We start from the raw sequence: 19,286 nt of genomic DNA on the forward strand, positions 1-19,286 counted from the left end.
CCCATGTATATCCAACCGGAAATCATTGTCGTCGTCACAGCGTTCGCGGTGCTCGGCATGGAGATGTTTCTGCCGCCGCGGCAGCGAGTGCTGCAAACTCCGGTGTGCTTGTTAGGGTTGTCCATCGCGCTGGCCGCTGTCGTTTATCTGATGATTCAAGGCGATGGCAATTTCTTGGGCGGCCAGTTTCTCTTTGATGGCGTGGCCGGATGGTTCAAGGTCTCGTTCTTGTTGGCGGGGCTGTTGACGGTGTTGCTGTCGGCCGACCTGCTCAACGGCCGGTTCAAGATCGTGCCGGGGCAAAACCGTGTGCTGATTCATCGGGGCGAGTTTTACACGGTGGTCTTGTTCAATCTGGTCGGATCGATGTTCCTGATTTCGGCGACGAATCTGATCAATCTGTATGTCTGTCTGGAACTGGCGACGATTCCGCTGTTCGCCCTGGTCGCCTGGCGGCGCGACGATCCGCTGTCATGCGAAGCCGGATTGAAGTACATCATTCTGGGCGCGACGTCGTCGGCCGTGGTGCTGTTCGGACTCGGTCTGCTGTATGGGCTATCCGGATCGGTGGACCTGTTCACCATGGGCGACAACTTGAGTTTTGGGCCGGCAACAAAGTTGGCGATTGCGATGGTGGTGGTCGGGGTCGGATTCAAGCTGACGCTGGTGCCGTTCCACATGTGGGCGGCCGATGTGTATCGCGGTGCGCCGCTTCCGGTGGCGGCGTACTTGTCGGTGGCGTCCAAGGCGGCCGGATTGGCGTTCATGTTCCAGTTGTTTTACCGCGTGCTGGGGAATGTTCTGTTGGACGTCTCGATGGCGCTTGCGGTGTTGGCGGCGGTGACGATGACCTTGGGCAATCTGGTGGCCGTGGTGCAAGCCAACGTCAAACGCTTCATGGCGTTTAGTGCGATCTCCCAGGCGGGCTATCTGATCATGGGGTTCCTGGACCCCAGCGGTGCCCCGAGCATGGTGTATTACATGTTGGTCTACGTGGTCACCAACATGGTCGTTTTTGGCGTCCTCGTTTTCTATTTGAATGAAACCGGCCGCGAGGAAATCGAGGACTATCGCGGGCTATCGCGGACGAATCCATGGATCGCGTTGGTGATGATGTTGGGGCTGTTCAGCTTGGCCGGGATCCCGCCGCTGTCGGGGTTCGTCGGCAAGTTCTTTTTGTTCAGCGTGGCATCCAAGGCGGGGTTTCATTGGTTGGTCGCCGTGGCTGCCGTCAATTCCACCATTTCGCTGTACTATTATCTGCGGATCGTCCGGCAGATGTACATCGAGCCGGGTTTGGGTGACGATCCACCGATTCGTGCGTCGGCGTCGATCGTCACGGCGTTAGCCGTTTCCACCGTGCTGATGGTGGTGTTGGGGATCGTTCCGTTTTTCTACGAAACGATTTACGAACAGACGCACAATTGGATCGCCGTGGCGGGAATCAGGGGAGGGATGGCAGAATGATGGGTTCCGCATCGCGTGCGGCAGGGAACGTCGATTCTTTTGCTGCAGTTTTTGGCAACCGATTGAGTCTCTCCCTCTGGGAGAGACGGCGTTTGCGCAGCAAGCAAACGCCAGAGAGGGTCGGCGGCGAAAGTCTTAGCGTTTTCTGCTACGATCAAATCCGTCACCTATACGATTGACGTCCCTCAGGGAGGGTCGGACGCGATAGACGAGCGGCCGGGGAGAGTTCGTTGTGGCTCGACATCACTCCGTCACAAACAATCGACCCTCCCCTCGCTGCGCTCGACCCTCCCTGCCAGGGAGGGTGACATCGAGACGTGGGCTTCGCTGACGCGTCGCGGCTCGCTTGAACTGCAAGCCGCATCGCAGGGATAGTCCGTCCGCGTGCTGTGATCCGTTTAGAACTTGGTTCCGTTGAGTACGGATCCGTTCTTGATGACGATCGAGATTCCGTCGCGGACTTGCAAGGGTTCGTCCTCGCCGAGTGAATCGACGTTTTCGGCATTTGTGATGGTGACGTCGGTTCCGACGCGCGAGTTCTTGTCCAGAATCGCGCCGCTGATGACGCTGTTGTCGCCGATTCCGACCGGGATTTGGCCCGGCGTCAAGGTGTCGGGGTCTTCGATGTAATCGGCACCCATGACGACGCTGTTTTTGATCGTGACGTTGTCGCCGATCTTGGTGCGAAGGCCGATCACGCTGTGCTCGATCGTGACGTTGTGTCCGATGTGGCAACCGTCGGCGATCAGGCTGCCACGGATGGTGACGTTGTCGCCGACGACCGTGGGCGGCAGAAAACGCGGGCGGCTGTAGATCGGGGCGTCGACGCTGCCGAGTTGGAACGGCGGCGTCTTGCTGGCCAGCGAAAGGTTGGCTTCGTAAAACGCGCGGATGGTTCCGATGTCTTCCCAGTAGCCGTCAAACAGGTGCACTTGGACTTTGCGTTTGTCGATGGCCGCGGGAAAGACTTCCTTGCCGAAGTCTGAGTGATCGTTGCCGTGCAGCAGGTCCACCATGACCTCTTTCTTGAAGATGTACAGGCCCATACTGGCCAGACAATCGCGTCCCTTGCTGGGAATCCCACGGGCGTCGATCCAAGCCGGATCCATACGAACCTTGGCCAGTTCTTCTTCCGTTTGGGGTTTCTCGACGAATCCGGTCACACGGCCGTCGTCGTCGAGTTGCATGATTCCCAGTGCGGCGGCGTCTTTGCGGTCGACCGGGATTCCGGCGATGGTTGCATCGGCTCCGGAATCGATGTGCGACTTCATCATGTCGCGAAAATCCATCCGATACAGTTGGTCGCCGGACAGGATCAGGATGTGTTCGATCTCGGGCTGGTCGATGTAACGCAGGTTTTTGCGGACGGCGTCGGCGGTTCCCTGGTACCAATCGGTTCCGGCATCGACGGTTTGCTGTGCGGCCAGCAGTTCGACAAAACCGCCGGTGAATTGATCGAAGCGATAGGTTTGGCGGAGGTGGCGGTGCAGGCTGACCGAGAGGAATTGCGTCAAGACGAAAACGCGACGCAGTCCGCTGTTGATGCAGTTGGAAATCGGGATGTCGATCAGTCGGTACTTGCCCGCCAGCGGGACCGCGGGTTTGGCACGGATCTTGGTCAGCGGAAAGAGTCGCGTTCCGCGACCGCCGCCAAGAATCAGTGCGATCGTATTTTTGGACAGGTCCATCGGGTAGTCGGAGTGGGAAGTCATGACGATTGGGGAATAGGAAAGGGGGATCGGATTCGACTGCGGGTCATTGTTCCACCGTTCTAACGCACGCGACGGACGCGGGAAAGGTTCCAGCGGCTACCAATATTTTTCGAAATGAATCCTGCCGGGACCTTGGCCGTGGATTTCGTGACGAAAACCCGCCGCTTCGAGCAACGGCAACATGCCCGGCTTTTTTGGCGTGGGGGCTCCCGGCGGAACGTATCCGATCATGTCCGGATTGCCACACAAAAAGACATGCGTGTTGGTGGGCGAAAGCGGGTCGTCGGCGGCCGCGGCAAGTTGACCACTGGTGAAAACTTCTTGGATGTATTGCTTGCCGACATAGCCGGGCAAACCGGGATCCAGGTTGATGTCTTCGCGAGTGGTGCAGGGCAGGTAGCGATAATTGGGAAATTGATCCATCAATAAACGATGTTGCGCGTGATACGCCAAGTCACGTCGGTAGCGGACACAGCAGGCATTGATGATGCGGCCTTGGTGTCCGGCGTCGAGCAAGGCCGCTGTCATCGCATTGTGCGGGGCCTCTCCCGTTCCGGTCGACAGCATCAGGACGGTGGCGTCGGGCCGAATCTGACCGAGCGTGTACGTGCCGACGATTTTTTTTCCGATCGCGATCCGATCCCCCTTGCCCAGACAGAAAAGTCGTGGCGTCAGTGCCGGAGGGGCTTTGCCGGGGCTGCCCGCCTCCCGCACAAGGACGACATAGAATTCCATGTAGTCGACCGTATGAATCGGTGCCAGATGATGGTCGTCATCGAGCAGCGGGCAGGAGATCGAATAGGCGCGTTTGACCACACGGGTGAGTTTTTTTTCCGGCAGGTTCTCGTCCTGGGTGCCCTCCAGACGCGGTTCCCAGTTGCCGAGCCCGAGCGTGACGTATTGACCGGCTTGGAAATTCGGGACGCCGTCATCGGGGCGGATCCGAAATCGAGTCAGATTCTCGTGGCAATCGATTCGGTCGATGATGGTCGCGTTGTAATGCCGCTTTCGCAGCGCGTCGAAGTCCATTTCTGATGGGTTTCCCGAGTCGGGCACGTGTTTCTCCGGGGGTACGATGCAGGGGCTGCAAATTCGCAAACCCTGAAAAAATGCCGCAGTATTCAAACCGCTCTCGCAATATACTGAACTCTTGGGCCCTGCGTCGCCCAGTGCCCCGCGTTCTTGTTTCGCCTCCTCAAAGTCGTGAGACTTTTCAAAATGCCACTCAGCATCGATTTTCGCCGCCACGCCAAGGTTGCGCTCCGACACGCGATCGTTTGGCCCGGAATCGCAGCCCTTTTCACCTTCACCAGCGGATTGGTCGGTTCCACCAGCCCCGCTGTGGCAGCCGAACGCTGGACCAGTTTGGACGGCTCCAGCACGGTCGAGGCGGAATTCATCGGACTGTGGGGCAACAACGTCGTGTTGGAATTGCCCGGTCCGCGGCGGGTCACCGTCAGCGTCGATAACCTGATCGCCGACAGCCGCATCCAGGCTCGGCGGTTAGGAGAAGAGCAGAGCCGTCGTCGGGCCGAGTTGCGACAACAAATTCTGGCCGACGCCAAAGAGGCCGCCGCACCGGCGCCGACGCCGCTGCCGGCCCCCCCGACCCCGCCACCCTACCAGCGACTCAATTCCTCCGGCGGCCTGCTCGCCCAGCTCGAATGGCTGGACCAACAGAATAAGAACGGGCACGGGCTGATCGCCGCGTTCGACTCCCTGCCGCTGAATTATCAGAACGACCTGGAACGCCTGTTGCGTGCCAGCGTTGCCAAGCTGGACAGGCAAGGCATGCGTCAGATCCTCGGTTCGGTTCACTCGGTCGGTGATCTGGTGGTGACTCGCCAACGCTGGTTCTTTTCTCACCCGCGACTGCAGGCGATCGATGCCGATGCGCGGGACACGCTGAAATCGGTGCTGCTGTCGATCGGCGGGCTGATCCGCGACGGCTTGGATCCCGACCAATTGAAACTCGACGAACTCGCCTCCACGCCTTTGCGGACCTGGCTGGTTGGGTTGGATACGCGGCTGGCACCACACATCGCCGCGATGAACGAACAGATGCAAATGTTGGGAATCGAGCCCTCCTCGTATGAAGTCAAAGAGGAAAAAGACGGGAAAGCGACGGTGGAAATCACCAATGGTGAGACCAAGCAGACGGTGAACTTCATCACCGTCGATGGGATGTGGTTGCCGGCCGATTCGGAGGCCGAAGCATGGGCCGAAGCGATGAAGAAGTGGGAAGACGCGTTGGCCGGGACCGCGGACGGTTCGCTGCTGGCCGGCGGTCCCGCACAGATGGTGCCGATGATGTTGGACCCGATCCTGCAACCGGCGCTGGCGGCCGAGTCGGCTCGAGAGTTTCACTCGGCGATGGATGGCTGGTTCGCCATGGCCGCTCCCCTGGTCGCCCAGATGCAATCCTTCGGCATCGGAAATCGTCGCGGGATGAACCCCTATGGAGGCGGCTACAACGAGTACGGCAGCGACTACGACATGGAGATGGAAATGGAGATGGACATGGACATGGAGATGGAGATGGAGATGGAAATGGACATGGACGAATTCTAAACGCGTTACCGAGAGGGCGCGTTTGACGCGCGCCATGACACCGCAACTTCGCTCGTGTGCTTCGGAACTGATGATGGAACGGGACGGTGATGGACGATAAGTCGGAGTCGAGGTCACGCTCGTTTCCTCAACGGATTGCGGTGATCGGCGGTGGCCTCTCCGGACTGGCCACCGCGTATTATTTGAAACGTTTCTTGCCCGACGCGATCGTCAAGCTTTGCGAGTCGTCGTCGCGACTCGGCGGAGTGATCGACACCGAGCGGATCGAAACGGACCATCATGGCTGCTTTGTGATCGATCACGGCGCCGACATGTTTGCCACCGAGCCGCCGGCCGCCATCGAGCTGTGTCGCGATCTGGGAGTCGCGGACCAATTGATCGTTCCCGACACCACGCGAGCCGGCGCGATGATCGTGCATCGCGGCAAGCTGGTGCCGATCCCCGACGGCTTTGTCTTGATGCGGGCGACGAAGCTTTGGCAAATGGTCACCACGCCCTTGTTGTCGGTCCCCGGGAAGCTGCGTTTTTTGGCCGAACGTTTCGTCAACCGTCAGCTGAGCGCGGACGATGGGACCGACGACATCAGTGTCGCGGAATTCGTCCGCCATCGCATGGGCGCCGAGGTGCTCGATCGGCTGGTCGGCCCTCTGGTCGCCGGGATCTACACCGCCGACATCGAAAAATTGAGCATGAGGGCGACGATGGCTCCGATGGTCGCGATGGTCGAAAAACACGGCTCATTGGCCCAGGCGACGCTCGCCCGGCGGCGTGAAAACAAGGATCGGACCGAACGGAACAGCGCCGGGGCAAGGTACGAGAAATTCCGTGGCTTTCCCGACGGAATGAAGCAGTTGATCGACACGCTTGCCGCGGCTCTCGGAGAGCAGTCGATTCAGACCGAAACGCCGATCAACGCCTTGCACTTCAGCGACGATCGGGCACGTCCCTGGGAGATTCAGTCCGATCAGGGCGCGGAATCTTTTGACGAAGTCGTGTTGGCCACGCCCGCCGCTGTCTCGGCGCGGCTGCTGAGCACGGTGACCGGGCAAGCCGTTCAGACGGCCTGCGAAATCGCCGCCGAGGCGCTGTCAACGATCGAGTCGGCGTCGACCGCGATCGTCGTCCTGTGCGTGCCGAAGTCTCAGATCGCTCGACTGCCCAACCAGTTCGGCTTCGTGGTTCCCCAAATCGAAAACCGAAAGATCTTGGCGGTCAGCTTCGCCAGTCACAAGTATCCGATCCGCTGCCCCGACGATCACACGATCATTCGCGTCTTTGTCGGCGGCGCATTGCAGCCTGAACTGCTGGAGCAGTCCGACGACGAGATCGTCGAAATGGTTCGCGGCGAGCTTGCCGACCTGATCGGCATGACGGGAACGGAAACGCTCGCCCGTGTGGTGCGTTGGAACAATGCGATGCCCCAGTATCATGTCGGCCATCTCAAACGTGTGGAGTCGATCCAGCGGGCCATGGATCAGATCCCAAACCTGCATCTGGTCAGCAACGCGCTCGGCGGTGTCGGGATCGCCCCGGTGATCGCGGCGGGGAAAGCGATGGCGAGAAAAATCAGTGGGGCCAGTTGAGTTCGGCGGGATTGCGGTACACTGTTGGATGCCCTGTAACCCACCTCCCCTCCGTGAAGGTCGTGCAGTGTTCGAAGTCACCCTCACTGCCAGGGAGGGTCGGACGCGAGGTACGAGCGGCCGGGGAGCGTTCGTTGTGGCTCGAAATTACTCCGTCACGACCAATCGACCCTCCCCTCGCTGCGCTCGACCCTCCCTGCCAGGGAGGGTTTCTTAAGTTGTGTTGGCACGAATGCCGAGGGGGAGTGTGATAAGAACTCTGTACCATCCACGACCTACAAACTGCCCCACGCCTTTTTTTGGACGATTGTGATTCCATGATCCGTCTGTTACTCACCGGCCTAGTCGGTCTGGCCGCGATCCCGGTAGTTGCTGACGATCGTGTGGATTTCGCGCATCAGATCCAACCTCTGTTCCAGCGGCACTGCATCGAATGCCATGGACCGGAGGAGCAAAACGGCGGGCTGCGACTGGATCGATCCAGCGACGCGCTGGCCGAAGCGGATTCGGGCACGGTAGCGGTTGTTCGTGGAAAGCCCGATGAAAGTGGGCTGTTGGCGCGGGTCAAGTCGAGCGACGAAGACGACCGAATGCCTCCTGAAGGTGATCGATTGTCCGCCGCTGAAATTGAACTGCTGGAACGTTGGATTCATTCGGGGGCGGCGTGGACGGCGGGGGATGAAGCGTCTGACGGAACAACCATTGAAATTGATCATTGGGCGTTTCAGCCGATCCGTTCAGTCTCAGCGCCACCCGTCGACGACCCCAACTGGCCGCGAGGCGATCTGGATCGATTTATCCAAGCACGACGTGAAGCGGCGGGGTTGGCGGTCGTCGATGATGCTCCGCCGATCGTGTTGGTCCGCAGGGCGACGTATGGGCTGACGGGATTGCCGCCGACGATCGAGGAAGTCGATGCGTTCGCCGACCGCGTCGCTGCGGTCGGCACAGCCGATGCGATGGCGGAACTTGTCGACGAGCTGCTGGGGCGGCCGGCTTATGGTCAGCGTTGGGGAAGGCACTGGATGGATTGGGTGCGGTACGCCGACACCGCCGGAGACAATTCCGATTTTCCGATTCCGCAAGCGTATCTGTATCGCAATTACATCATCGATTCGCTCAACGATGACCTGCCGTATGATCGGTTTATCGCCGAGCAGATCGCCGGCGATCTGTTGCCCGCATCGTCGCTTTCCGATCGCAACCGCCAGACGATTGCGACCGGTTACTTGGCGATGGCCCGGCGATTCGGATCCTTGGTCGAACGCTATCCTTGGCATTTGACGATCGAAGACACGATTGACAACGTCGGTCGCACGATGATGGGGCTGACCCTGGCGTGTGCCCGTTGTCACGATCACAAATTCGACCCCGTCAGCACCCGCGACTACTACGCGTTGTACGGAATCTTTGCCAGCACGCGGTATCCGTTCCCCGGAATTGAATTGTTTCAAACACAACGCGACTTTGTCAGTTTGCTTGACCAAGCCGAAACGCAAGCAAGGCTTGGCAAGTTTCAACCGGAAACGGACAGGCTGGTCGCCGAGCTGCAACAGCATTTGGATCGTTGCGAAGCGAAAGCACAAGACAACGCCCGGCGTGAGAAAGAAAGCACGCTGGAACAGCAGCGGAAAATGCGCGACGAGTTGGATGGCATGCTGATCAAGGCTCGCAAGGCCGGCGAAGCGCTTGCCGAACACTTGCGACACTTGCCGGTAATTCCCAGTGCCTACGCCGTCGCGGATGCCAACGCGGTGGACGCGCAGATTCAGATCAAGGGAGAACCCACACGTCCGGGCGCCGAAGTCCCGCGAGGGTTTCCCGAAATCCTGGGCGGCTGGAAGCTTGATCGCGACCTTGCCCCATCCACCAGTGGTCGCAAACAGTTGGCACAGTGGATCACGCATCCGGAAAACCCGTTGACCGCCCGTGTGATCGTCAATCGGGTTTGGCAGCGACACTTCGGCACAGGGATTGTCCCTACCACCAGTGATTTCGGACTGCGTGGTGAAGCGCCGACGCATCCCCAGTTGCTCGATTGGCTGGCCACCGATTTCATCAACAGCGGTTGGTCGCTCAAGCACCTGCAGCGACGCATCATGACGTCCCGCACCTACGCACTGGCCAGTGCCAGCGTGCCCGAGAATCTGGCACACGATCCCAACAACCAATTGCACTGGCGGTTCAATCGACAGCGTTTGGACGCCGAATCGATTCGTGACACCGTGCTGATGATCGCCGGCTCGCTCGATCTGACGCCACAAACCGAGCCGTATCCTTTTCCGCCACGCGAGCAATGGAAATACACCCAACACCATCCTTTCAACGACGACTACCCCAGCAACAAACGCAGCGTCTATTTGATGACCAAACGTTTGACGGCCGGGGCGTACTTTCAGACCTTCGACGGCCCCGATCCGAATGCCTGTACCAGTCACCGTGACCAGTCGATCACCGCGCTGCAGGCATTGTATTTCGCCAACGACCAATTTTTACATGAGCAATCGACACGGTTTGCCGACGCGGTGCTGAAACATCCGGGCGACACGCAGTCGCGAGTCGAATTTGCCTTCCGCACCGTCTTGTGTCGTCCCCCGACCAGCGACGAAACGCAGCTGTTGCTGGCCCACTTGGAAAACGTTGCCGGTCGCGTCGGTGACGGCGTTGATCAAGAACGCCAGGCGTGGGCCAGTCTGGTCCGCAGCTTGTTCCGGTTGAACGAATTCTTGTACCTGGATTAACGCCACACACCTTCCTTTGCCTCGGGTCTCCATTGATGTTGCATTCAAATCTGGATCGGCGAACGATGATACGATCGATGGTCGGCGGTTCGTTGATGATGCCGGGCATCGTGTCGCAGTTGTTGGCCGACCAGTCTGATCCGCTCGGTCCCAAGGCGACGCATCACCGCCCGACCGCAAAGAACGTGATCTTCATTTATGCCACAGGCGGTGTTTCGCACATCGACACGTTCGATCCCAAACCGACCAGCGGGGGGCGTGACGGTAGCGGTAAAGATCGATTGATGGGCAATCTATTCGGTGCCAAGCCGAATCAGAAATGCGGCACGCTGGTCAGCGATATCTTCCCGCATGTCCGTGACGTGATGGACGAAATCTGTCTGATCCGGTCGATGAAAGCGTCGCACTTTGATCACTCCGAAGCCACACTGGGGATGCACACCGGATCGCCGACCTTTGCCCGGCCGAGCATGGGGTCATGGATCAGCTACGGACTGGGAACGGTCAATCAGAACCTCCCCAGTTTCATCGTCATCGCGCCCCATTTGCCGTACGGCGGCACCCAGGTCTACGCCAGTGATTTTCTGCCGGCGTTCCATCAGGGCACACGCGTGTTGCCGGGGAAGAACCCGATCGCCAACCTGAATCCACCGGGCAAGACGGGACAGTTGCAAGATTTGGAATTCGATCTGGTGGATCAATTCAATCAACGCCATGCCCGTCAGCGTCCACACGACAGCGCGTTGGCGGCCCGGATCAAGTCATTCGAGACGGCGTTTCAGATGCAGCAAGCGGCGCCCGAGGCGTTTGACGTCGAACAGGAACCGGAGCACGTTCGACGGCTGTACGGATTGGACCGCAACGTCAAAGGACCGGGGGCGGATTTTGCCTGGCAGTGTTTGGTCGCCCGTCGTCTGGCCGAACGCGGCGTTCGCTTTATTGAATTGATCGATACCGGATCGCGGCCGAATTGGGATTCACACGGCGAGATGAACGAGCATGCGGATCTGGCCCGCAACGTCGACCAGCCGACCGCGGCATTGATTTCCGACCTGCGTCAGCGGGGCATGTTGAAGGACACGATCGTGTTGTGGGCGACCGAGTTCGGGCGGACGCCGACGAAAGAAGGAAAAAATGGGCGCGGTCATCATCGCGATTGCTTCAGCGTGTGGCTGGCCGGTGGCGGGTTCAAGGGGGGGCACGTGCATGGCGCGACCGACGAGATCGGAAAATACACGGTCGAAGATCCCGTCGAAGTCCACGATTTGCACGCCACGATGTTGCACCAGTTGGGCATCAACCACGAAAAGCTGACCTTCCGTCACGCCGGCCGCGATTTCCGTTTGACCGATGTCCACGGGCGGATCGTGCGGGATTTGATCGCGTGATGGTGGGGGTGTGATGGCCAGTGACGCGGTTTTCGATTTGCTGGTGTTGAGGTGAACCTTTGGCGTGGCGGGCTTGTCGATCCCAGCGGACAATGCCAGCGGACAATGGATGTCCCACCTTGTGTTGATCAACACCCCCGCCATGCGAACCGTCTCTTGAACGACTCTGATGACGACGATTCTGTTGAATCCGCAAGTGATTCGCCAGCCGACCGGCCGAGCCAATTTGCGACGGGAATTCTGCTCGCGATCATCGGCACGTTTTTGTTCGCGTTGAAATCGATCTTTATCAAGCTGGCTTACGCCGAAGGGGCGGAGCCGACCATGTTGCTGATGCTCCGTCTCGCATTCGCGCTACCGTTTTATCTCGCCGTGTTTTGGCAGGTTCGCAGGTCGTCGGCTGCCAAGCCGATCCGACCAAAGCTTTTTATTCGAGCGATCGTCTTGGGCTTTCTCGGCTACTATCTTGCTTCCTATCTGGATCTGAGCGGACTGCAATACATTACCGCCCAGTTGGAACGGTTGACGTTGTTCGTCTATCCAGCAATCGTCGCATTTCTGGCCTGGATGTTTCTGGGCGAGGTGCTCAATCGGCGGATTATCCTGTCGATCGTGTTGTGTTACGGCGGTATCGCGACGATGTACAGTCAGGAGCGATTGCTCAGCGGCGGCACGCACGTCACGTGGGGCGTGATTCTGGTCAGCGGATCCGCGATCAGTTACGCGGTCTACATTCTGTTGGCCAAACCCGTCATGCAATCGATGGGGAGTCGGCAATTCACCAGTCTTGCGATGATCGGATCGACGGTGTTCGTCGCGATCCATTTTTTGGCCGAAGGCGAAGTCGCACAACTGACATCCGCTCGCCCTGTTGTCTTAGCATACGGATTTGTGTTGGCAATCGTCTGCACGCTGATCCCCAGTTTCATGATTAACGAGGCGATCATGCGAATCGGTGCGACGCGAACGGCGGTCATCGGTAGCGCCGGTCCGGTCCTGACGATGTGCTTGGCGATCGGTATCTTGCAGGAACCGTCCTCAATGGGGCACTTCATCGGCATGGGCGTTGCGATTTTGGGAGTCGGTTTAGTGACCCAGAGGTGACGATGTTACTGAGCACCCTGCTCGATAAATCGCTCGATCTTGCGTTTGAGTACCGGCAAGGGGATCGAACCGGAACTCAGCACGGCGTCATGAAATTGGCGGACGTCAAACGCATCGCCGAGCTGCTTTTCGGCGCGTTCGCGTAAATCCGTGATGAACAGCTCGCCGACCTTGTAGCCCAACGCTTGTCCCGGCCAGCCGATGTAGCGATCGACTTCGGCAACGATGTTGTGCTCCGACAGCGCCGTGTTTTCTTGCATGTATGTGATCGCCTGTTGCCGCGTCCAGCCTTTGGCGTGGATGCCGGTGTCGACGACCAATCGACTCGCCCGCCAAGCTTCCATGCTCAGCCGGCCGAATTCCTGGTAGGGATCTTTGTAGAATCCGAGTTCACCGCCCAGCTTTTCGCTGTAGAGCGCCCAGCCTTCGATAAACGCGGTGAAATTGCTCTGCTTGCGGATCGGATGCAGTCCCTCCAATTCCGCTTGCAGGGCCAGTTGCAAATGGTGTCCTGGAACCGCTTCGTGAAACGAGAGAGCCTCGAGTTGATACAGCGGACGGGCCGACAGGTTGTAGGTGTTGACGTAATAAAATCCGCCACGGGTTCCGTCGGTCGCGGGCGGCCAATAATACGCCGACGTGGTTTGCGGCGCGACATAGTCGGGGACTTCGCGAATCCCGTACGGTGTGCGGGGAAGCTTGCCGAACAGATTGGGAAGACGTCCGTCGGCCTGCTTCAAGATGTAAGCGACTTCCTTGAGCAGTTCTTCCTTCGTCTTGGGATAGAACTTGGGATCGGTGCGGAGGTGTTTTAAAAACGCTTGCAAGTCGCCGTCAAATTGGACCCGCTCCTTGATCGCTTCCATCTGCGATCGGATCCGAGCATTTTCGCGAATCCCAGTCTGATGCAACTCGTCGGGTGTCATCTCCAACGTCGTGAACTTACGAATTTGTGCCTGGTACAGTGTTTGGCCGCCGGGCAGCGATCGAGCCGCGATGCTTCCTCGGCAGGCCGGAACGTAGGTCGTCTTCAGGAACTCGGCAAAGTCACGGTAGGCGGGAATGACACGCTGCCGGATCGCATCGAGAACTTTGGGACGCAGCTCATTCCAGTCCTTCTCGGATAGCTTGGCGATCGATTCATCGGCCAGGTTGGTCAGGAACAGCGACTCTTCGGGATCGTCCACCACGTGTGCTTGGGCCTGCCGGACGCTGTCTCGCATGATGATGGCCGGTTGAGTCAAACCGGCATCGATGCCTTGACGTAAGAGCGAGATTTGTTCGGCAACGTAGCGTGGAAATTGGTTGAGCCGCGCGATGTAATTCTCCATTTCTTGGCGCGAATCGGGATTCATCTGTCGCGGCAACTCGGGCAAGCCGATGTGGAATCCTTCGCGATTGTTGATCGGCATCAAGTGCAGACCCAGCCGGTAGTCCGTTTGTTCGGTTTCCAGCTTGCGACGCAACAGGTCCACGTCGACCTGGTCTTCCGCGTCGAGCGCGGACAGATCGATGGCGTCGAGGGACTTGAGGAACCCCGTGCGGGCCAGCTGACGGCGTTGGAAGTCGGCGGGGGTGTTGCTGGCCAGTCGGTCTTGCCCGCGCGGGTCACCGACGTCGGTGGCCAGCAGCGGGTATTCGTCGAGTTCGAATTCCCAGACCTGGTCCATCAACGTGCGAAGCGCCTCGTTGGACGGGCGCGAGACCGCGTCGTCGGCTTGTGCCTCGTCGTGGGGTGGGACATCGAATGCCAGCAGCAGCGTGGCGGTGAAGGCAATGACTAAGTACTTCATCAGTTTGCTTGTTGGGCGCGAAACTTACCGGGCGAGACACCGAAGGTGCGGCGGAACTGTCGTGTGAAGGCGCTTTGGTCGGAATAGCCGACGGCCAGCGCGATGGCAACAATCGGGTCCTCCGTCTGACGTAGCTTGGTCGCTGCGGCGCCCATTCGCAACTGCAAGATCAGCTGTGACGGCGGGATTCCGTAGACCTGACGGCATCGTCGATCGAGCTGGTAGGTCGACATTTTCTCCCGCTCGGCCAGTTCCGAGTTCCGCAACGGTGTACCCAGATGCTCCTTGATGTGCCCGACGATTCGCGCCAGTCGGTTCAGGTCACTCGTGTCCTCGCCGGGTGACTGCAGGTCGCGTGAGATCCCGACCAATCCGACAACGGTTCCATCGTTTCCCTTGAGCGGCAATTTGGTGGTCAGACACCAGCCCGTGTTGCCCGACGGATAGGCGTGGCGTTCCAGTTCGTCGACCAACGGTTGCTCCGTTTTGATGACCGACAGGTCTTGCGCCAAGAAGCGGTTGCCGATCGGATCACGGAAAATTTCTTCGGACGTTTTCCCGATCAAGTCGCATTTTTGCTTGGCACCACTGCGTTGAACCAGGGTCTCGTTGACGACCACATATCGCCCCCGCCGGTCTTTCACGAAGTACACGATGTCCGTCAAATGGTCGAAAAGAGCCTCGCTCAAGAACGGATCGGCGAGCTGGCCGGCCAGTTCCAGACGGACATCGTTGAACGGTGTTGGGTCAGGTGTGCGCAATTTTCATTCTCGCAGACTGGTGATGTCAATCGAGCGGTCCGGCGACGTACTATAGTGGTCCCCATCCAAACGCCCCAGTGAAAGACGATCGCTATTGATCCCCTGTGGCCGCCACGTTGGCCCTACAATGATTCAGCCTATGCCCGATTCCTTTCCCGTTCTAGACACCCACACAGGCGGTGAGATCACGAGAGTGCTGTTCGCCTCCGACATCGGGCTGGTCGGGCACTCGGCGGAGCAACAACTGGAGCAACTGCGTGGACCGTTCGATTGGATCCGAAAAACGTTGACCGGCGAGCCGCGTGGAACGGAGTACGCCGTTGGTGCCGTCGTGACGCCGCCGGGCGAGGATGCCGCCTGCCCCGGATGCATCGTGTTTTTCAACAACGTGGGATACCTGGGGATGTGCGGGCACGGGTTGATCGGAGTCATCGAAGCACTCCGCTATCGCGATTGGATGGGACCGGGAACGTATCGGTTTGCCACGCCCGCGGGATCAGTCCAGGCCACGCTGGAGCAAAATCGATGCGTTCGTTTCACCGGAGTCGCCAGTCGATGTTACCGCCAGGACGTCGTGTTGACGTGTCAGGACGGAAACCGCGTGGTGGGGGATATCGCCTACGGAGGGAATTGGTTTTTTCTGACGCATGACGAAGCGGTCCACTCGGCCACGATCTCGGAGTTGATGGACCGGAGTCAGCGGATTCGCGACGCGTTGGACCAACACGGCGTCTGCGGCGAAGACGGCGCGGTGATCGATCATGTCGAACTCTGTTGCCCCCTTTCCACCGTGGCCGAGGACCCGCGAGCGGCGGAAGACGTCGGTTGTCGAAACTTCGTCTTGTGCCCCGGTGGGCACTACGATCGTTCACCCTGTGGTACGGGCACGTCCGCAAAATTGGCTTGTCTGGCGGCGCGCGGTTTGTTGGAACCCGGCGTGGAATGGATTCAGGAGTCGATCACCGGAAGCCGATTCGTCGCGTCGTATGAAAAGGAACCGGACGGCGTCCATGTGACGATCCGAGGGCGGGCCCACGTGATCGCGGAAACACGTCAAGTCTTTGATCCCGATGACGCGTTGCGTCTGGGCATCGGAGGGCGAGACCGATGAGTGCTCGGTCGGACGTGATTGTTATCGGCGGAGGCGTCATCGGATGTTGGACGGCCTGGCATCTGGCACGCGCGGGCTGCGCCGTGACAGTGCTGGAGCGGGATCGGATCGGCAGCGGAGCTTCGTCGGGAAATTGCGGTTACATCTGTCCCGGTCATGTCCATCCGCTGTGTGCCCCCGGGGCGGTCACAAACGGTTTGCGGATGATGGCGAAGTTCGGCGGGGCGTTGTCGATCACGCCGCGCTGGGATCCGGCGCTGTGGCGGTGGTTGCTGCGGTTCGCCAAACATTGCAACGCCGCCGATTTTCGCAACGCGTCCAACGCCCGTCATGCACTGTTGAAATCGTCCCGGGCGCAATACCAATCGTTCGCGTCTCGCCACGCAGCGCGATTGCAATGGCAAGAACGCGGCTTGTTGTTGGTGTATCGATCGGTCCGTGATTTCGAAGCCTACGAGGAATCGGCGTCCCAGTTGCGACGCGATTTCGGATTGCGTCTGGATCGTTATGACGGAGACGCCATTTTGCAGCTGGAACCGACACTGCGTGATTCGCTGGCCGGTGGTTGGCATTTCCCCGACGACGCGCATCTTTGCCCCAGTGCCTTGTTGGATCAGTTGCGTGACGAGATTGAAGCATCCGGCGGCGTCTTTCGCGAGCAGACGGAAATCGAATCGTTGCATGTCGACGGCGCGGCGCTGACGTCGGTTCAGACCACGCGGGGAGACCGTTTGTCGGCCGATGCGTTTGTGTTGGCGACCGGTGCCGAAGCGTCGAAGTGGGGACGCTCGCTCGGTTGTCGGATCCCCGTGATTCCCGGCAAGGGCTACTCGGTGACGTTTGACGACGCGACCGACATGCCGAAAACGCCGTTGATTTTCGAAGACGATCACGTCGCCGTCACCCCGCTGGGAGATTCCTTTCGGATCGGTTCGACGATGCAGCTAACCGGATTTGATCGTTCGATTCCGCCGTCCCGGATCGAGTTGCTCAAACGCTCGGCGCGAGAACACCTGCGAGTCGAATTGCCGCGGGCATCCGAGACGCCTTGGTCAGGCTGGCGACCGATGATGCCGGACGGATTGCCGTGCATCGGTCGTTCGCCGCGCGCGGCCAACGCGTTTGTTGCCGCCGGCAACGGTATGATCGGTATGGCGACCGGCCCTGCGACGGGACAGTTGGCCGCCGAATTGGTGCTCGGAAACGAGCCGCACGTTGACCCGACGCCCTATCGCCTGGAGCGTTTTTAAAACCAACCGACCGCTGAGACGGCCGATTCATTCCATTTTTTGACCCCGACGCGCCCTTTACCGTTCCCATCCATCCGCGACCTCTAACCACGAACAGACCAAACAGATGACGACAGAAACTCAAGCAGCCACCACCATTGACGACAGTGTGTTTCGCGGTTGCCTGCCGGCGATCATGACGCCCATCGACGACGACGGTCGGCCCGACTTCGATGCCATGGTGCTGCACGCTTCCAATCTGGTCGCCGCCGGCATGACCGGGGTCGTGTATTGTGGATCGATGGGGGATTGGCCGCTGATGACGGACGAGCAACGTCGTGAAGGTGTCGCCCGATTGGTCGCCGCCGGATTGAAGGTCGTCGTGGGGACAGGGGCGCAGAGTCCGATCGTTGCGGCCGAGCATGCCGCACACGCCGCCGAAGTCGGCGCGGCCGGTTTGATGGTGATCCCACGCTTGCTCTCACGCGGCATTTCCGAAGCCGCGCAGGAGGACCATTTCAGCCGCGTCCTTTCCGCCGCACCCCGATTGCCGGCCGTCATCTACAACAGTCCTTATTACGGCTATCAAACCAAAGCCGGGCTCTATGGGCAGCTTCGCAAGGCGTACCCGAACCTGGTCGGATTCAAAGAATTTGGTGGCGCCGAATCGCTCAGCTATGCGGCGGAACACATCACCTCGTCCGATGACGGAGGATTGCTGTTGGTCGGCGTCGACACGCAAGTTTATTTCGGATTCTTGCGGTGTGGTGCGCAGGGCGCGATCACCGGAATCGGAAACTGTTTGCCGAGCGAAGTGCTTCATCTGGTCGACCTCTGCCGTCGCGCCGCGGGCGGTGACTGCGAAGCCCGACGGTACGCCAAGGAGTTGGATGAAGCCTTGGCGGTGTTATCAAAATATGACGAAGGCCCCGATCTAACGCTCTACTATCGATTGATCGCCGCGGAGACGATTGACCCGATCTACCGCCGACCGGCGCTCCAGTCGGATCGCTTGAGCCCGTCACAAGAACGGTACGCGCTCAATCAATTGCGTTTGTTCCAAGCCTGGTGGGAAAACTGGCCGGGCAGGTGACCCCACCCCGAAAAAAGTGGCGTAGGCTTCCAGCTTGCGATCCCAGGCTTCGGCTGGGAAGGAGAAGTGGCGTAAGCTTCCAGCTTGCGATCCCAGGCGTCGCCTGGGAATGGGAAGTGGCGTAAGCTTCCAGCTTGCGATCCCCGAGTCGCAGGCTCCGCCGCGCCGACGGCAGGCGGAGCCTGGGAATGAGACTGAACGCTAACGCTTCGGCTTGATCAAACAATGGAAACCGACACAGGGTTCCTCGTCTTCGCGTTCAGCTTCGGCGGACGTCAGGATCTCTTGGACCTGCGCCATGCGATCGGGGTCGAGGGCCACCGAGATCACACGCTGCTGGCCGTCTGCGCCGAGGGCGACGGTGGTCAGCACGGCGACTGTGTCATCGTGCTGCAACGCCTGGATGATGTGCTGGCCGACTTGTGCTTCGGGATTGCGAATGGTGGTGACAAACTGCGCGATCGTGTCTTTCCGTTGATCGCCGGAGGAAACCCGGTTGGGCCGGATACTGTGGCCGGGGCCGGATGTTTCCGGGCCGGGGCCGGATGTTTCCGGGCCGGGGCCGGGGGGATTGTCAGCCGATTGGCTCATCAGGGATTTCCATGCTTGTCGAAGATTTGGCGGTCGGCTCAAACTGAGCCTTCAGACACCAGCGACAATCATAATAGAAATCGATCGCCGCGGTGGCGTTTTGGCACCGACCGCGGCTGCAGCGCAATCGTGATGGGTGCGG

At 59.5% G+C, this 19,286-nt stretch carries 14 protein-coding genes; 9 read left to right on the forward strand and 5 right to left on the reverse strand.

Translation table 11 applies throughout. From position 1 onward, the window contains the following. Nucleotides 1-3 precede the first annotated feature (3 nt). Nucleotides 4-1,467, forward strand: coding sequence for an NADH-quinone oxidoreductase subunit N (locus tag NZK35_RS26085; RefSeq protein ID WP_259635456.1), 1,464 nt, complete (start codon nucleotides 4-6; stop codon nucleotides 1,465-1,467). Nucleotides 1,468-1,865: 398 nt separating this feature from the next. Here the strand turns inward: NZK35_RS26085 and NZK35_RS26090 are convergent, their stop codons facing one another. Then, entirely contained in the window at nucleotides 1,866-3,179 is a 1,314-nt protein-coding gene (locus NZK35_RS26090; RefSeq protein ID WP_259635457.1) for a glucose-1-phosphate adenylyltransferase, read from the reverse strand. Nucleotides 3,180-3,275: 96 nt separating this feature from the next. After that, nucleotides 3,276-4,208, reverse strand: coding sequence for a ferredoxin--NADP reductase (locus NZK35_RS26095; protein WP_259635458.1), 933 nt, complete (start codon nucleotides 4,206-4,208; stop codon nucleotides 3,276-3,278). Between the two features lie 189 nt (nucleotides 4,209-4,397). Here NZK35_RS26095 and NZK35_RS26100 point away from each other — a divergent pair, with 189 nt between their 5' ends. From NZK35_RS26100 to NZK35_RS26120, 5 genes are all read left to right on the forward strand, one after another. Next, nucleotides 4,398-5,750, forward strand: a complete 1,353-nt coding sequence (locus NZK35_RS26100; RefSeq protein WP_259635459.1) for a hypothetical protein — start codon at nucleotides 4,398-4,400, stop codon at nucleotides 5,748-5,750. 89 nt (nucleotides 5,751-5,839) lie between these two features. After that, nucleotides 5,840-7,333: a protoporphyrinogen oxidase gene (hemG, locus tag NZK35_RS26105; protein ID WP_259635460.1), complete on the forward strand. Its 1,494-nt coding sequence runs from the start codon at nucleotides 5,840-5,842 to the stop codon at nucleotides 7,331-7,333. A gap of 317 nt (nucleotides 7,334-7,650) precedes the next feature. Beyond that, nucleotides 7,651-10,074, forward strand: a complete 2,424-nt coding sequence (locus tag NZK35_RS26110; RefSeq protein ID WP_259635461.1) for a PSD1 and planctomycete cytochrome C domain-containing protein — start codon at nucleotides 7,651-7,653, stop codon at nucleotides 10,072-10,074. 65 nt (nucleotides 10,075-10,139) lie between these two features. Further along, nucleotides 10,140-11,462, forward strand: a complete 1,323-nt coding sequence (locus NZK35_RS26115; RefSeq protein ID WP_259635462.1) for a DUF1501 domain-containing protein — start codon at nucleotides 10,140-10,142, stop codon at nucleotides 11,460-11,462. A 156-nt stretch (nucleotides 11,463-11,618) separates the two neighbouring features. Next, the gene (locus tag NZK35_RS26120) at nucleotides 11,619-12,566 is read left to right on the forward strand and encodes a DMT family transporter (RefSeq protein WP_259635463.1); all 948 of its coding nucleotides are present in this window, start codon (nucleotides 11,619-11,621) and stop codon (nucleotides 12,564-12,566) included. A 5-nt stretch (nucleotides 12,567-12,571) separates the two neighbouring features. On the opposite strand, the gene NZK35_RS26125 is transcribed toward NZK35_RS26120, so the two are convergent. Then, nucleotides 12,572-14,359: a DUF885 domain-containing protein gene (locus tag NZK35_RS26125; protein WP_259635464.1), complete on the reverse strand. Its 1,788-nt coding sequence runs from the start codon at nucleotides 14,357-14,359 to the stop codon at nucleotides 12,572-12,574. After that, complete coding sequence (locus tag NZK35_RS26130) at nucleotides 14,359-15,120, reverse strand: AraC family transcriptional regulator (protein ID WP_259635465.1); 762 nt, start codon at nucleotides 15,118-15,120, stop codon at nucleotides 14,359-14,361. The genes NZK35_RS26125 and NZK35_RS26130 overlap by 1 nt, the downstream gene beginning before the upstream one ends. Before the next feature lie 139 nt (nucleotides 15,121-15,259). Here NZK35_RS26130 and NZK35_RS26135 point away from each other — a divergent pair, with 139 nt between their 5' ends. From NZK35_RS26135 to NZK35_RS26145, 3 genes are all read left to right on the forward strand, one after another. Beyond that, complete coding sequence (locus NZK35_RS26135; RefSeq protein WP_259635466.1) at nucleotides 15,260-16,231, forward strand: proline racemase family protein; 972 nt, start codon at nucleotides 15,260-15,262, stop codon at nucleotides 16,229-16,231. Beyond that, nucleotides 16,228-17,481: an NAD(P)/FAD-dependent oxidoreductase gene (locus NZK35_RS26140; RefSeq protein ID WP_259635467.1), complete on the forward strand. Its 1,254-nt coding sequence runs from the start codon at nucleotides 16,228-16,230 to the stop codon at nucleotides 17,479-17,481. Before NZK35_RS26135 ends, NZK35_RS26140 begins: the two co-directional genes overlap by 4 nt. A 106-nt stretch (nucleotides 17,482-17,587) precedes the next feature. After that, the gene (locus NZK35_RS26145) at nucleotides 17,588-18,553 is read left to right on the forward strand and encodes a dihydrodipicolinate synthase family protein (RefSeq protein WP_259635468.1); all 966 of its coding nucleotides are present in this window, start codon (nucleotides 17,588-17,590) and stop codon (nucleotides 18,551-18,553) included. A 201-nt stretch (nucleotides 18,554-18,754) separates the two neighbouring features. Here NZK35_RS26145 and NZK35_RS26150 read toward each other — a convergent pair whose 3' ends face one another. Beyond that, nucleotides 18,755-19,144, reverse strand: coding sequence for a hypothetical protein (locus NZK35_RS26150; RefSeq protein ID WP_259635469.1), 390 nt, complete (start codon nucleotides 19,142-19,144; stop codon nucleotides 18,755-18,757). Nucleotides 19,145-19,286: the final 142 nt, after the last annotated feature.

Source organism: Stieleria sedimenti (assembly GCF_025060895.1).
In the GTDB taxonomy this organism is placed as follows: Bacteria; Planctomycetota; Planctomycetia; order Pirellulales; family Pirellulaceae; genus Stieleria; species Stieleria sedimenti.

What these genes read in the sequence shown, in the direction of transcription:
- NZK35_RS26085 (WP_259635456.1), top strand. Translation starts at nt 4, where the DNA reads ATGTATATCCAACCGGAAATCATTGTCGTCGTCACAGCGTTCGCGGTG.
- NZK35_RS26090 (WP_259635457.1), bottom strand. Translation starts at nt 3,179, where the DNA reads ATGACTTCCCACTCCGACTACCCGATGGACCTGTCCAAAAATACGATC.
- NZK35_RS26095 (WP_259635458.1), bottom strand. Translation starts at nt 4,208, where the DNA reads ATGGACTTCGACGCGCTGCGAAAGCGGCATTACAACGCGACCATCATC.
- NZK35_RS26100 (WP_259635459.1), top strand. Translation starts at nt 4,398, where the DNA reads ATGCCACTCAGCATCGATTTTCGCCGCCACGCCAAGGTTGCGCTCCGA.
- hemG (WP_259635460.1), top strand. Translation starts at nt 5,840, where the DNA reads ATGGACGATAAGTCGGAGTCGAGGTCACGCTCGTTTCCTCAACGGATT.
- NZK35_RS26110 (WP_259635461.1), top strand. Translation starts at nt 7,651, where the DNA reads ATGATCCGTCTGTTACTCACCGGCCTAGTCGGTCTGGCCGCGATCCCG.
- NZK35_RS26115 (WP_259635462.1), top strand. Translation starts at nt 10,140, where the DNA reads ATGATACGATCGATGGTCGGCGGTTCGTTGATGATGCCGGGCATCGTG.
- NZK35_RS26125 (WP_259635464.1), bottom strand. Translation starts at nt 14,359, where the DNA reads ATGAAGTACTTAGTCATTGCCTTCACCGCCACGCTGCTGCTGGCATTC.
- NZK35_RS26135 (WP_259635466.1), top strand. Translation starts at nt 15,260, where the DNA reads ATGCCCGATTCCTTTCCCGTTCTAGACACCCACACAGGCGGTGAGATC.
- NZK35_RS26140 (WP_259635467.1), top strand. Translation starts at nt 16,228, where the DNA reads ATGAGTGCTCGGTCGGACGTGATTGTTATCGGCGGAGGCGTCATCGGA.
- NZK35_RS26145 (WP_259635468.1), top strand. Translation starts at nt 17,588, where the DNA reads ATGACGACAGAAACTCAAGCAGCCACCACCATTGACGACAGTGTGTTT.
- NZK35_RS26150 (WP_259635469.1), bottom strand. Translation starts at nt 19,144, where the DNA reads ATGAGCCAATCGGCTGACAATCCCCCCGGCCCCGGCCCGGAAACATCC.